Origin of the sequence: Rathayibacter sp. VKM Ac-2857 (assembly GCF_013205025.1) — a bacterium.
GTDB lineage: Bacteria > Actinomycetota > Actinomycetes > Actinomycetales > Microbacteriaceae > Rathayibacter.
Genome location: NZ_JABMLE010000002.1, coordinates 320159 through 333311, shown reverse-complemented (window position 1 = coordinate 333311; position 13153 = coordinate 320159). Strand labels below are relative to the sequence as shown.

Genomic DNA, 13153 nt, shown 5'->3' with positions numbered 1-13153 from the left:
CGGCCGGCGGCGACTCCGGTCAGCCCGCGAGGACCTTCCTGATCCGCTGCAGCGACACGCTCTCCACGGTGCCCAGGCTCTGCGCGAAGAAGCTGATGCGCAGCTCCTCGATCAGCCAGCGGGCGCGCACCAGCCGCTCGGGCGCGTGCGGCGGCAGCGGGATCGTGCCGCCCGCGGAGTGGTAGAGCTCCTGCGCGGCCTGCACCTCGTTCAGCCAGACCCGGTCGCGGCCGACGTTCTCGCCGATCTTGCCGAAGCGCTCGGTGATGCCGGCGAGGTAGCGCGGCAGGTGCCGGAGCCGCTCGAGGCCGGTCGCGGAGACGAAGCCGGGGTGCACGAGCCCGGTCAGCTGCTCGCGGGCGTCGGTCAGCGCGGGGAGCAGCGCCATGCTCGTGGAGGCCTTGAGCGCCTTCTCGACCCCGCGCGCCGTGGTCAGGACGGTGGTGACCGTCTTCACGGTCTCGAACATCGAGTCCATCACGTTGGCCGAGACCCGGTCGCGCACCGCGTCGAACTCGGCGCGGAGGAAGAGCATCCCGTCCGGCTTCATCCGCCAGAGCACCGCGTCGACGCAGGCGAGCAGGCAGTCGCCGAACAGCGCGGTCGTGTTCTGGTACGGGCTCTGCGCGAGCACGAGCTTCTCGTTCGCCGTCAGGTACTGCTGCACGTAGGCGACCGGGCTGGGCGTCGCGAGCAGCAGCAGGCGGCGGACGCCGCGCGGGTGCTCGCGGGCCTGGTCCTCCGCGGTCGCGAGCAGGCGGATCGAGACGGAGTCGCCGTCGTCGATCAGCGCCGGGTAGGCGCGGATCGTGTTGCCGCCCTGCCGGGTGTCGGTGACGCGGGGCAGCTCCGCCATGTCCCAGGTCCTGATGCCGCGGCGCTCGAGAGCGTCGGGCACGCGCGCCTCGACGACCCGGGCGACCTCGTCGCGGACCCGGCCGCGCAGGCGCTCGGCCAGCGGCGCGAGCTCCTTGCCGGCGGCGACGGTGCGGCCGCGCTCGTCGGCGATCGCGAAGGTGACGCGGAGGTGCGCGGGGATGCGCTCGAGGTCGAAGTCGGAGGCGTCGATCACGACGCCGGCCTCGCGGCGGATCGCGCCGGCGAGGGTCGCGGCGAACGACTCGGTCGGCGGGTTCGGCACGTCCTGGGGGAGCGCGGCGGTGAGCTTGCGCGCCCAGTCGTTCGCGGGCACGACGTTCCGGCGCAGGTGCTTCGGCAGCGCCTTGATCATCGCGGTGACGAGCTCGGCGCGGAGCCCCGGGACCAGCCAGTCGAAGCCGAGCGGCGTGACGCGCGGCAGCAGCGCGAGCGGCACGTGCACGGTGACGCCGTCCTCCTCCGTGCCCGGCTCGAACCGGTAGGAGAGCCGGAAGCGCTGGTCGGCCTGGCGCCACTGGGTCGGGAAGGCGGTCTCGTCGATCTGCTCCGCGTCCTCGGGCAGGAGGGTCTCCTGCGTCATGGTCAGCAGGTCGGGCTCGTCGTGCTGGGCCGTGCGCCACCAGGAGTCGAAGGAGCGGACCGAGGTGATGTCGCGCGGCACCCGGCGGTCGTAGAAGTCGAAGACGGCCTCGTCGTCGACGAGCAGGTCGCGGCGGCGGGTGCGCTCCTCGAGGCGCTCGAGCTCGGCGCGCAGGGCCCGGTTCTTGCGGTCGAAGGCGTGCCGGGCGTCCCACTCGCCCTCGACGAGGGCGTGCCGGATGAAGAGCTCGCGGGCGTAGCCGGCGTCGATCCGGGAGAACTGCACGCGGCGGCGCGCGATGATCGGCACGCCGTAGAGCGTGACCTTCTCGTAGGCGACGGCCGCGCCCTGCGCCTTCTCCCAGTGCGGCTCGCTGAACTGCCGCTTCACCAGGTCGCCGGCGATCGCCTCGGCCCAGGCCGGATCGATCGCGGCGTTGGAGCGGGCGAACAGCTTGCTGGTCTCGACCAGCTCGGCGCTCATCAGGGCGTCGGGCTGCTTCTTCGCCAGTGCGCTGCCGGGGAAGATCGAGAACTTCGCATTGCGGGCGCCGACGTACTGGACGCTCTGGCGCTCGCGGTTCTTCGCCGCGCGCTGGGCCTGCTGCGAGGTGGTGTCCTTGATGCCCAGGTGCGAGAGCAGCCCGGCGAGCAGGCTTCGGTGGATCCCGTCGGGGTCGACCTTCGGCTCGCCCAGCTCGAGCTTGAGCGGGCGGGCCAGCTGGCGGAGCTGGCGGAAGACGTCCTGCCATTCGCGCACGCGGAGGTAGTTGAGGTACTCGGCCTTGCAGAGCCGGCGGAAGGCGCTGGAGGAGAGCTCGGCCTGCTTCTCCTCCACGTAGTTCCAGAGGTTGAGCAGGGTGAGGAAGTCGCTGGTGGGGTCGACGAAGCGGGCGTGCTGCTGGTCGGCCTGCGCGCGACGCTCGAGCGGGCGCTCCCGGACGTCCTGGATCGTCAGCCCGGCGACGATCGCCATCACCTCGCGGCTGACGTCGTGCTTGCGCGACTCGATCACCATCCGCCCGAACCGCGGATCGATCGGCAGCCGCGCGAGATCCCGCCCGATCCGCGTGAGCTGCGGCGCCTTGCCGGCCCCCGCCGCCCGCGAGATGCCACTTGTGCTCGCCTTCTCCGGCGTGTCGCGTACCGAAGTGGCATCTCGCGGAGGGGAGTCGGCGGGGGCGGCGGCGTCGCCGCGGATCGCGCCGAGCTCGGTGAGGAGGTCGAGACCGTCCTTGATGCCGCGGGAGTCGGGCGGGGTGAGGAACGGGAAGCCGGCGATGTCGCCGAGGCCGAGCGAGATCATCTGCAGGATGACGGCGGCGAGGCCGGTGCGCAGGATCTCCGGGTCGGTGAACTCGGGGCGGCGCTCGAAGTCCTCCTCCGAGTAGAGCCGGATCGCGATGCCCGCACTGGTGCGGCCGGAGCGGCCGGAGCGCTGGTTCGCCGATGCCTGCGAGATCGCCTCGATCGGCAGGCGCTGCACCTTCGAGCGGGCGCTGTAGCGCGAGATGCGGGCGGTGCCGCCGTCGATGACGTAGCGGATGCCGGGCACGGTGAGGCTGGTCTCGGCGACGTTGGTCGCGAGCACCACGCGCCGGCGGACGCCCGGGGTGCGCCCGCGCTCGAAGACGCGGTGCTGGTCGGCGGCCGACAGTCGGCCGTAGAGGGGGAGGACCTCGGTGCCGGGGAGGTTCCGCCCGCGGATCGCGTCCTCGGCGTCGCGGATCTCGTTCTCGCCGGAGAGGAAGACGAGGACGTCGCCCTGGTCCTCGCGGGCCAGCTCGGCCAGCGCGTCGGCGATGCCGGTCATCAGATCGCGGCTGCCGCTCGTGGCGTCGGGGACGTCGGTGTCGTCCTCCTCCTCGGGCTCCTCGGCGACGAGCGGGCGATAGCGGATCTCGACGGGGTAGGTGCGGCCGGAGACCTCGATGATCGGCGCGGGCTCGCCGGCGGCGTCCCGGAAGTGCTCGGCGAAGCTCTGCGGATCGATCGTGGCGGAGGTGATGATCAGCTTGAGGTCCGGGCGGCGGGGGAGCAGGCGATGCAGGTAGCCGAGCAGGAAGTCGATGTTGAGGCTGCGCTCGTGCGCCTCGTCGATGATGATCGTGTCGTACCGGCTGAGCATCCGGTCGTGGTTCATCTCGTTGAGCAGGATGCCGTCGGTCATCAGCTTGATCCGGGTCGACGCGCTCGCCTTGTCGGTGAAGCGGACCTGGTAGCCGACGATCCCGCCGACCTCGTCGTCCAGCTCCTCGGCGATGCGCTCGGCGATGGTGCGGGCGGCGATGCGGCGGGGCTGGGTGTGCGCAATGCTCTCGCGGCCCAGCTCGAGGCAGATCTTGGGCAGCTGCGTCGTCTTGCCGGAGCCGGTGGCGCCGGCGACGATGACGACCTGGTGGTCGCGGATGGCGGCGGCGATGTCGTCCCTGCGCGCCGAGACGGGGAGTTCGGGAGGATACCGGATGCTGAGGACGTCTGACATGAGCCCTCCATCCTACGGCGCCGTGACATGATGCCCAGGTCTCCCGGCGGAATCCCGCGGGTGGCTGCCCGCGCCGCGCGGACCGAGCAGAGAGCCGAGTGTGAACACGCAGTCCCTCCTCGTGATCCTCAACATCGTCCTGCTGATCCTCGCGATCCGGGGCGTGCTGGCGAACCGGCGGCTGTCGACGGTGGCGAAGGTCGGCTGGGTGGCGCTGATCGTGATCCTGCCGTTCGCGGGGAGCATCGCGTACCTGGTGTTCGGGCGGCGGGCGAGCGGGGGCGGGACCTCGTCGGGGCCGCAGCGGCCGACGGGGTGGTTCTTCGAGCGCTGACGTCCGCTGTGCTGACGGGTGGGTGAACGCGGTGCCTCGTCGCGGCTCCTTCCCGCGCGCCTGCGGCGCGCCCGCCAGACCCGAGCCAGGAGCCGCGACGAGGCACCGCGTCCACCCCTCCGGGTGAGATTCTCCACGCCGAAACCGCGCACGCTCATGCTGGTCGAGTAGCCCCGCAGGGGCGTATCGAGACCCACGGTCGTCGGCAGGCCGGGTCTGCAGACTCATCTTCTGCCGGTGGTGGATCTCGATACGCCCGCTGCGCGAGCTACTCGATCAGCATGGGCAGCGCTCTCCGGCGCTGGTCGTTCTGCCGGGAGAGATGCCCGCGCCTCATGCTGGTCGAGTAGCCCCGGAGGGGCGTATCGAGACCCGCGGTCGTCAGCAGGTCGGGTCTGCAGACTCGGCTTCCGGCGGTGGTGGATCTACTTGGAAGAGACGCCCGCAGCATGCTGGTCGAGTAGCCCCGCAGGGGCGTATCGAGACCCACCACCGCATGAACGTCGGTCTCTTCCCCGCCCTGCGCTGGCGCCGAAGGCGCCCCGTCCGCTCGATACGCCCGCTGCGCGGGCTGCTCGATCAGCAGGAACGGCCTCGCGGGCGGGGCGGCGCGTCTAGCGTGGAGGGCATGGCCGAGAGACTTCGCAGCAGTGTCAGTCCGTACCTCCGCTCGCACGCCGACAACCCTGTCGACTGGTTCCCGTGGGGGGAGGAGGCGTTCGCCGAGGCGGTGCGCCGGGACGTGCCGGTTCTGGTGTCGATCGGGTACGCGACCTGTCACTGGTGCCACGTGATGGCGCGGGAGTCGTTCTCGGATCCGGTGCTGGCGGCGCGGCTGAACGAGCAGTTCGTGGCGATCAAGGTGGACCGGGAGGAGCATCCGGACGTCGACACCGCCTATCTCACGGCGGCGAGCGCGTTCACGCGGAATCTGGGCTGGCCGCTGACGGTGTTCACGACTCCCACCGGCGAGACCTTCTACGCGGGGACCTACTTCCCGCCGCGGGCGGTCGGCGGGGTGCCGGCGTTCTCGGACGTGCTCGATGCGGTGGCGGAGGCGTGGCGGCTGCGGCGCGACGAGGTGCAGGCGACGGCGGGGTCGCTGAGCACGGCGCTGCGGGAGGCGACGGCGGTGGTGCCGCAGGGCGGCGCGCTGCCGGACGACGCCGCCCTCGGTCAGGCCGTCGGGGCGCTCGCTGCCGAGGAGGACCGGGTGCACGGCGGGTTCGGCGGCGCGCCGAAGTTCCCGGTGGCGCCGGTGCTCGGGTTCCTGGCGACGCGGGACGACGGGGCGGGGCTGGCCGAGCGGACGCTGCTGACGCTGGCGGGCTCGCCGCTGCACGATCGCGACGGCGGCTTCTTCCGCTACGCGACGCGCGAGGACTGGAGCGATCCGCACTACGAGCGGATGCTCTACGACAACGCCCAGCTGCTCGACGTCGCGGCGCTGCTGCTCGGGCGCGACGGCACCGACCGGGAGGCGCTCGCCGGGGTGGCGCAGGGCGTCGCGTCCTTCCTGCTCGCGACGCTGCGCCGGCCGAGCGGCGGCTTCGCCAGCGCGCAGGACTCCGAGAGCGTCATCGACGGGCAGCGCTCGGAGGGCGGCTACTACCTCGCCGAGGACCGCACGGATCTGACCCCGCCCGCACTCGACGAGAAGGTCGTCACCGGCTGGAACGGACTGGCGATCGGAGCGCTCGCGCGGGCCGGGCGGGCGCTGGGCCGGGAGGACTGGATCGCGGCGGCGCGGGACGCCGCGGAGCTGCTGATCGAGCGGCACCTGCCTGATGGCCGGGTGAGTGTCCGCGCGTCGCTGGGCGACTCCGTCTCCGCCGCGCGTCCGGCGCTCGAGGATCTCGGCATGCTCGCCGGCGGACTGCTGCAGCTGGCGCTCGCCGAGGGGTCGCCCCGCTACGCGGTCGTCGCGCGGTCACTGATCGACGGCGCTCTGGACGCGGCGCCGGTCTGGCCGCCGTTCGCGCTGCCCGGCGGCGGCGATCCGGCGCTCACCGCGCGCGGGCTGCTGCTGGCGGCGGATCCCTCCGAGGGCGCCTACCCCTCGGGACTCTCCGCGGCGGCCGAGGCGGCCCACGGGCTGTACCTGCTGACGGGGGAGCGGCGCTACCGGGACGCGGCGGAGGCCGTGGTCGCGGGCATCGCACCGGGCGCGCTCGGGCAGCCGATGGGGTTCGGCGGGGTGCTCGCCCTGGCGGAGCGCCTCGCGCGACCGGTCACGCAGCTGGTCGTCGTCGTGCCCGACGACGGCGCGCGTGCCGAACTGCAGACCGGCGCCCGGGAGACCGGGCTGGGCGTGCTCGCGGTCGTGACCGACGAGGCGGCGGCCGAGTGGGCCGGCGCCGGCTTCGAGCTCTTCGAGGGCCGGACGTCGCGCGACGGCCTGCCGACGGCCTACTCCTGCGAGGCGTTCGTCTGCGCGCTGCCGACGACGCGACTGCCGGAGGAGCTGCCCGGCCGCGAGGAGGAGCCTGTCAGGCGGCCGTGACGACGAGCGGGGCGTCGGGATCGGCGGCCCACTCGTTGAGCGAGCCGTCGTAGACGACCGCGGTGTCGACGCCGAGCACGGCGAGGGCGAGCGCGTCCGCGGTCGCCGCGATGCCGCCGCCGCAGTAGAGGACGATCCGCTCGGCCCGGAGCGCCTCGCCGAAGAGCGCCCGCAGCCGGTCCGGCGGCAGGAGCGTGTTCGTCTCCCGGTCGACGAGGCGCGCGGCCGGGACGCTGATCGAGCCGGGGAGGTGCCCGCGGCGCGGGCGCTGCCCGGCCTCGCCGGTGAACTCCTTCGGTGGGACCGCGCAGACGAGGGCGCCGGGCGACTCGCCGCGGACGATCCGCTCGACCCCGGTCTTGTCGATCCAGAGCGGGCGCTCCTCGCGGACGGCGATGCCGGGGCCGGCGACGGGAGCGACGTGCCCGGTCTCGACGGCGCGCCCCTCCCGGCGCCAGGCGGTCAGGCCGCCGTCGAGCACCGCGACGGCGTCGTGGCCGGCCGCGCGCAGCAGCCACCACAGCCGCGAGGCCCACTGCCCCACGGCGGAGTCGTAGACGACCACGACCGCGTCGTCGTCGATGCCGAGTGCGCCGACCGCGGCGGCGAAGCGCTCCGGGTCGAGGCGCGAGAACGGGTGCGCCGCCTCGGCGTCGGAGAGCTGCTCGATCAGGTCGGCGAAGACGGCGCCGGGCACGTGGCCCTCGACCAGGTACTGGTCCTCGCCGCTGAGGTAGCGGTAGCGGCCGTCGAAGCCGGGGACGAACAGCACGCTCGCGTCGATCACGACGAGGTTCTCGCGGCCGAGGTGGTCGGCGAGCCACTGGGTCGAGACGATCGGCCGGGCGAGGTACGGGGAGCTGGTCACCCGGCCACGCTAGGTCCCACCACCGACGCTGCGCACCCGGGCGCGTAACGCCCGGTCATCCGCCGTCCCCGCCGCGGTGTCGGCACTCGACGACGCAGCACCGGCGCGTCAGCGCTCGACGACGCAGCGCCGGCGCCTCAGCACTCGATGACGTTGACCGCGAGCCCGCCCTCGCTGGTCTCCTTGTACTTCGAGGACATGTCGATGCCGGTCTGCCGCATCGTCTCGATCACCGTGTCGAGCGAGACCCGGTGCGTGCCGTCGCCGTGCAGCGCCAGCCGCGCCGCGCTGACCGCGGTCGAGGCGGCGATCGCGTTGCGCTCGATGCACGGGATCTGCACCAGTCCGCCGACCGGGTCGCAGGTCAGCCCGAGGTGGTGCTCCATCGCGATCTCCGCCGCGTTCTCCACCTGGCGCGGGGTCCCGCCGAGCACCGCGCAGAGCGCACCCGCCGCCATCGCGCACGCCGAGCCGACCTCGCCCTGACAGCCGGCCTCCGCGCCCGAGATCGAGGCGTTGGTCTTGCAGAGCGAGCCGATCGCCGTCGCGGTGAGCAGGAACCGCCGGATGCCCGCACGGTCCGCCCCGGGCACGAAGCGGAGGTAGTGGTGCGCGACGGCCGGGATGATGCCCGCCGCCCCGTTCGTCGGCGCGGTGACGACGCGACCGCCGGCCGCGTTCTCCTCGTTCACCGCGAGCGCGAACGCGTGCAGCCACTCCACCGAGGTCGCCCGCGCACGGTCCAGCGGGTCGTCCTCGAACGCCTCGAGCCGGCCGCGCAGGACGGAGGCGCGGCGCTGCACGCCCAGCCCGCCGGGCAGGACGCCCTCGGTCGCCAGGCCGTGCTCGACGCAGGCGGCCATCGCGTCCCAGATCGCGTCGAGCCGGGCGTCGACGTCGAGACCGGGGTGCAGCGCCCGCTCGTTCGCGGCGGCGATCTCGTCGATGCTCGAGCGGGTCCGGTCGCAGGTCGCGAGCAGGTCGAGCGCGGAGACGAAGGGGTAGGGGTGCGGAGCGAGCGAGGCCAGCTCGGCGCGCTCACCGGCCCGCCGGATGAAGCCGCCGCCGATCGAGTAGTAGGTCTCCTCCCACTCGGGCAGCGCCGCGTCGCCGAGCCAGACGCTGAACGTCAGGGCGTTGGGGTGCTCGGGGAGCCGGGTGCGCGGCTCGAAGGCGATGTCGTCGCGGGTCATCGGGAGGCGCGCCTCGCCCGCGAGCGCGATCGCTCCGTCCTCGTCGAGCCGAGCCCACGCGCCGCGGACCTCCGCCGGATCGCAGGTCTCCGGGTGCAGCCCGGACAGCCCGGCGACGATCGCGTCCGGCGTCCCGTGGCCGATGCCTGTCGAGCCGAGCGAGCCGTAGAGCGTGCAGACCACGCGGCTCACCCGGTCGAGCAGCCCCGCGTCGCGCAGTCGCTCGGCGAGCGCGAGGGCCGCCCGCATCGGGCCGACCGTGTGCGAGCTGGAGGGGCCGATCCCCACGCTGAACAGGTCGAAGGCGGAGACGTATGCACTCATCTCCCGAGACTACGCCTCGCGCACGGAAGGGGGCGGGCGCCCGATCGAGCGCCCGCCCCCCCCTGATTCCGAGTACCGGGATCGAGGTCCCGCGTGTCAGAACTCGCAGTGCACGTGGTCCGAGTGGCCCGCGTCGCCGGGGCCGAGCGTGAGCGTCGCGCCCATCTCGGCGCAGGCGTTCTGGATCGCCTGGTGGTCGGCGCCCTCGAAGACCCGGACGCCGTCGATCAGGTCGATGTCGAGCGCGTCGCCGGTGTAGTGGCCGGAGCCGGTGGAGTGGTCCTCACCAGCGATCGAGGTGACCCGCAGCGTGTGGCCGTACTGCGTGTTCAGCTTCAGCAGCGCGTCGAGCATGGCCGGGTTCAGCGCGACCGAGGTCACCCCGGCGTCGCCCTCGGGGCTCGTCTTCGCGGGCTGGCCGGCGGCCGTGTCGCGGATGTTCGCGAGCGAGGTGGAGGCGGCGTCCGAGCCCAGCTCGTAGAGCTCGATCCCCGGGTTGTCGAGGATCGCCTGCGCGGTCGCAGCGGCGTCACCCGACGGCGGAGGCGTGGTGCCGCCGCCGGTCCCGGCGACGAGCGCCTTCCAGGTGGCCGGCCCGACGATGCCGTCCGCGGTCAGTCCCGCACTGCCCTGGAAGCTCTGCACCGCGGCGGTCGTCGCCGCGCCGAACGCGCCGTCGACGGCGACGGACGCGCCGTTCGCGTTCAGCTGCGTCTGCACCGCGCTGACCGCGTCTCCGGAGGCGCCGCTCTGCTCGGTCACCGTCAGCGCACTCCAGGTGGCCGCGCCGATCACGCCGTCGGCCGCGAGGCCCGCGCCGGACTGGAAGGAGGTGACCGCCGACTGCGTGCCGGCGCCGAACGCGCCGTCGACGGCGAGCGACTGACCGGAGGAGCGCAGCAGGTACTGCGCAGTGGTCACGTCCTCGCCGGTCGAGCCGGAGGAGAGGACGGGCCAGTCGGCCGCCTGGGCGCTGGTCGCCGTGCCGACGCTGACGCCGAGGGCGAGCAGCAGGGCGGTGACGATCGCGAGGGCACGGGTGCCGAGGCTCCGCGGGCGCCGGGTCTCGGGGGCCGTCGTGGTGGTGGTGCCGGTCGTGCCGGTCTCTGTCGTGCTGATCTCCGTGGTGCTCATGATCCTCATCCCTCGCTCTCGACGGCCTCGCGCGCCAGGGTCTCCCACTGCGCGTAGGCGTCCGGGTAGGCGGAGACCTGGACGGCCTGGGCCGCCTCGGTCACCGACATCGACTCCCAGCCGGCGATGTCCGTCAGTCCGGTGTTCGTGGTGGGGCTGTTCGCCGCCCCGTAGAACGCCCTCGAGGCGTAGACCGGGTCGACGAGGTCGGCCGCGTCGCCCCAGCCCGCGGACGGGCGCTGCTGGAAGAGGCCGACCGAGTCGCGGTCGCCGCCGGAGAGGTTCCGCAGTCGCGACTCCTGCATCGCCGTGGCGATGGCGACGACCCAGCCGTACTCGGGCACACCGGCGGTCTTGCCCTCCGCGATGATCGTGCGGACGTTGGCGAGCTGCTCCTCACTGAGGGTCGCGAAGGTCTCGCCCGGCTGCCCGGGCTCGGGGGTGGTGCCCGAGCCGGCGCCGACCAGCGACTGCCAGGTCTGCGGTCCGACGACGCCGTCGACGGTCAGCCCGGCCGCAGACTGGACCCTCTTCACCGCCGCGAGGGTCGCGGCACCGAACGCGCCGTCGACCGTGAGACTCGCGCCGACCTTGTTCAGCTGGACCTGGAGCGCGCTGACCGCCTCGCCGGAGTCCCCGGAGGACACCGTCGTGATCAGGGCCGCCCAGGTCTGCGCGCCGACGATGCCGTCGGCGGAGAGGCCGCGCGCGCTCTGGAAGGAGGTCACCGCGGCGGCGGTGGCGGAGCCGAAGACGCCGTCGGCGTCGAGCGAGGCTCCGGCCGCGTTCAGCAGGTGCTGCACCGTGCGGGCGTTGGCGCTGTTCTCGCCCTCGGCGACGACGGGCCAGGCGGCGGCCGAGGCGGCAGCGGCGCTGACCGGTGCCTCGGCGGCGAAGACCGCGGGTGCCGTGGCGACCGACCCGAAGGCGAGGGCGCCGCAGGCGACCCCTGCGATCAGGAGGCGCCGGGGGCGCTGGGCGAATGGAGTGGGACGGGTGGTTCTCATCGTTTCGTACACCTCTTCGTGGCCGCCGGGCGGCCTGATTCGTTGTCACGATCGGCGGAGTTCGTTCTCCCTTGCCCGTCCTGCCTACTCCTGTCGCTGTCACGATTCCGGGGACACGGAGGGGTCGCCCAGAGAGCGCCCACGCGATGCGGAGGAGACTCCGACTCGAGGGGGAGGCGCTCCGGGAGGGGCCAGGAGGATCCTGCGCCTGGACGTCGCGACGGGCCGTGCCGCGCGACACGCCCGGGTTGCACGGCCGCGCCGGGCGCTGCTACCTTCGGCGGGCGCGCCACCGGAGTGCGCACCCCCGACGCCCGGAAGGAGCAGCCCGTGACCGCGAATCGATCGACCCGCGTCGAGCTGCTCGTCGCCGACCGCCCCCGCGCCCTCGTCGGCGCGGTCGAGCTCGAACGCTCGAAGCGCGGTCCCGCGAACCTCCAGCCCGGCGTCGTCCGGCACCCCTAGGCATCCGCCGCGGGCTCCCGGACGACACCGTCTCGGGGCCCTCGTGCGTCGGCGCTCCTCTGCAGGGGAGGGGCCTCGCGGTCGGCTCGCGGCAGCCCGCCGCCCCGAGCGCGTCCCACCCCGATCCCGGCGACCGCCGGGCCTTCACGAGAGGAAGGACCATGCAGAGAATCACGGAGCGGCTCGTCTCCTGGGCGAGCATCCTGGACGACAACGCGCGGCAGCAGGCGCTCACCGCCTCGGAGATGCCGTTCATCCACCCCCACCTGGCGCTGATGCCCGACGCCCACCTCGGACTCGGCGCGACGGTCGGCTCGGTCATCCCGACCCTCGGCGCGCTCATCCCGGCGGCCGTGGGCGTCGACATCGGCTGCGGCATGATCGCCGTGCGCACGCAGTTCTCCCGGAGCGACCTCGCCGGCCGCGACCTGGGCGAGCTGCGGCGGCAGATCGAGCGCGCGGTCCCGCTGTCAGCGGGGGCGGCGAACCGCAAGGTCGTCGCGACCGCCGAGCCTCGGGTGGCCGAGCTGGAGGCGCTCGCCGTCGAGGCGGGCTTCGACCCGGCGCGGTCCGCGAAGCACTGGCGGCTGCAGATCGGCTCGCTCGGCAGCGGCAACCACTTCATCGAGGTGAGCGTCGACGAGACCGACGCGGTCTGGCTGTTCCTGCACTCCGGCTCCCGGGGCGTGGGCAACCGGATCGCGACCGAGCACATACGGATCGCCCGCGAGTACTGCGAGCGGCACTGGATCGCGCTGCCGGACCCCGACCTCGCCTACCTGGTCGAGGGAACGGAGCAGTTCGACCGCTACGTCGCCGAGCTGCGCTGGGCGCAGCGGTTCGCGCTGCTCAACCGCGAGGAGATGATGGACCGGGTCGTCCGCCAGCTCGCGGAGTGGAGCGGCGTCGCGGTCCAGGAGCGGGAGCGGATCAACTGCCACCACAACTTCACCGAGAAGGAGCGGCACTGGGGCCGGGACGTCTGGGTCAGCCGGAAGGGCGCGATCCAGGCCGACGCCGGACGGCCGGGGCTCATCCCCGGCTCGATGGGGACCGCGTCCTACGTGGTGGTCGGGCGCGGCGACGCGATGTCGCTGAACTCGTCGCCGCACGGCGCCGGTCGCGAGTACTCGCGCTCGGCGGCGCGGAAGACCTTCAGCCACGAGCAGCTGCGCGAGGCGATGGCCGGCATCGAGTACCGCGACACCGACGCCTTCATCGACGAGATCCCGGCGGCCTACAAGCCGATCGACCGGGTGATGGCCGACGCGGCCGACCTCGTCGAGATCCGGCACACCCTCCGCCAGCTCGTCAACGTGAAGGGCGACTGACCCTCTCAGCGAGATGCCACTTGTGCACGCGACACGCCGTGAAAAGCGTGC

Annotated in this window: 9 protein-coding genes; 4 read left to right on the top strand and 5 right to left on the bottom strand. The window is 73.4% G+C overall.

Annotated features, from left to right (window positions below; translation table 11 throughout):
* Window positions 1–19: 19 nt before the first annotated feature.
* Window positions 20–3943: an ATP-dependent RNA helicase HrpA gene (gene hrpA / locus HQQ86_RS09025; protein WP_173287801.1), complete on the bottom strand. Its 3924-nt coding sequence runs from the start codon at window positions 3941–3943 to the stop codon at window positions 20–22.
* A 100-nt stretch (window positions 3944–4043) separates the two neighbouring features.
* Here hrpA and HQQ86_RS21730 point away from each other — a divergent pair, with 100 nt between their 5' ends.
* Both HQQ86_RS21730 and HQQ86_RS09015 read left to right on the top strand, forming a co-directional pair.
* The gene (locus HQQ86_RS21730) at window positions 4044–4277 is read left to right on the top strand and encodes a PLD nuclease N-terminal domain-containing protein (protein ID WP_173287800.1); all 234 of its coding nucleotides are present in this window, start codon (window positions 4044–4046) and stop codon (window positions 4275–4277) included.
* 628 nt (window positions 4278–4905) lie between these two features.
* A complete protein-coding gene (locus HQQ86_RS09015; RefSeq protein ID WP_173287799.1) occupies window positions 4906–6780 on the top strand; it encodes a thioredoxin domain-containing protein in 1875 nt (624 codons plus the stop codon).
* Here the strand turns inward: HQQ86_RS09015 and HQQ86_RS22005 are convergent.
* The 4 genes from HQQ86_RS22005 to HQQ86_RS08995 form a co-directional block, all read right to left on the bottom strand.
* The gene (locus tag HQQ86_RS22005; protein ID WP_173287798.1) at window positions 6767–7648 is read right to left on the bottom strand and encodes a rhodanese-like domain-containing protein; all 882 of its coding nucleotides are present in this window, start codon (window positions 7646–7648) and stop codon (window positions 6767–6769) included. The two genes, HQQ86_RS09015 and HQQ86_RS22005, sit on opposite strands and share 14 nt — an antisense overlap.
* A 137-nt stretch (window positions 7649–7785) precedes the next feature.
* Window positions 7786–9165 carry an L-serine ammonia-lyase gene (locus HQQ86_RS09005; protein WP_173287797.1) on the bottom strand — a complete coding sequence of 460 codons (1380 nt, stop codon included), beginning with the start codon at window positions 9163–9165 and terminating at the stop codon, window positions 7786–7788.
* Between the two features lie 96 nt (window positions 9166–9261).
* Window positions 9262–10299 carry a peptidoglycan-binding protein gene (locus tag HQQ86_RS09000; protein ID WP_173287796.1) on the bottom strand — a complete coding sequence of 346 codons (1038 nt, stop codon included), beginning with the start codon at window positions 10297–10299 and terminating at the stop codon, window positions 9262–9264.
* Between the two features lie 5 nt (window positions 10300–10304).
* Window positions 10305–11306 carry a peptidoglycan-binding protein gene (locus HQQ86_RS08995; protein ID WP_173287795.1) on the bottom strand — a complete coding sequence of 334 codons (1002 nt, stop codon included), beginning with the start codon at window positions 11304–11306 and terminating at the stop codon, window positions 10305–10307.
* 330 nt (window positions 11307–11636) lie between these two features.
* Here HQQ86_RS08995 and HQQ86_RS21720 point away from each other — a divergent pair, with 330 nt between their 5' ends.
* The gene (locus tag HQQ86_RS21720; protein WP_301952290.1) at window positions 11637–11771 is read left to right on the top strand and encodes a hypothetical protein; all 135 of its coding nucleotides are present in this window, start codon (window positions 11637–11639) and stop codon (window positions 11769–11771) included.
* A 161-nt stretch (window positions 11772–11932) separates the two neighbouring features.
* The gene (locus HQQ86_RS08990) at window positions 11933–13102 is read left to right on the top strand and encodes an RtcB family protein (protein WP_173287794.1); all 1170 of its coding nucleotides are present in this window, start codon (window positions 11933–11935) and stop codon (window positions 13100–13102) included.
* The last annotated feature ends 51 nt before the right edge of the window (window positions 13103–13153 follow it).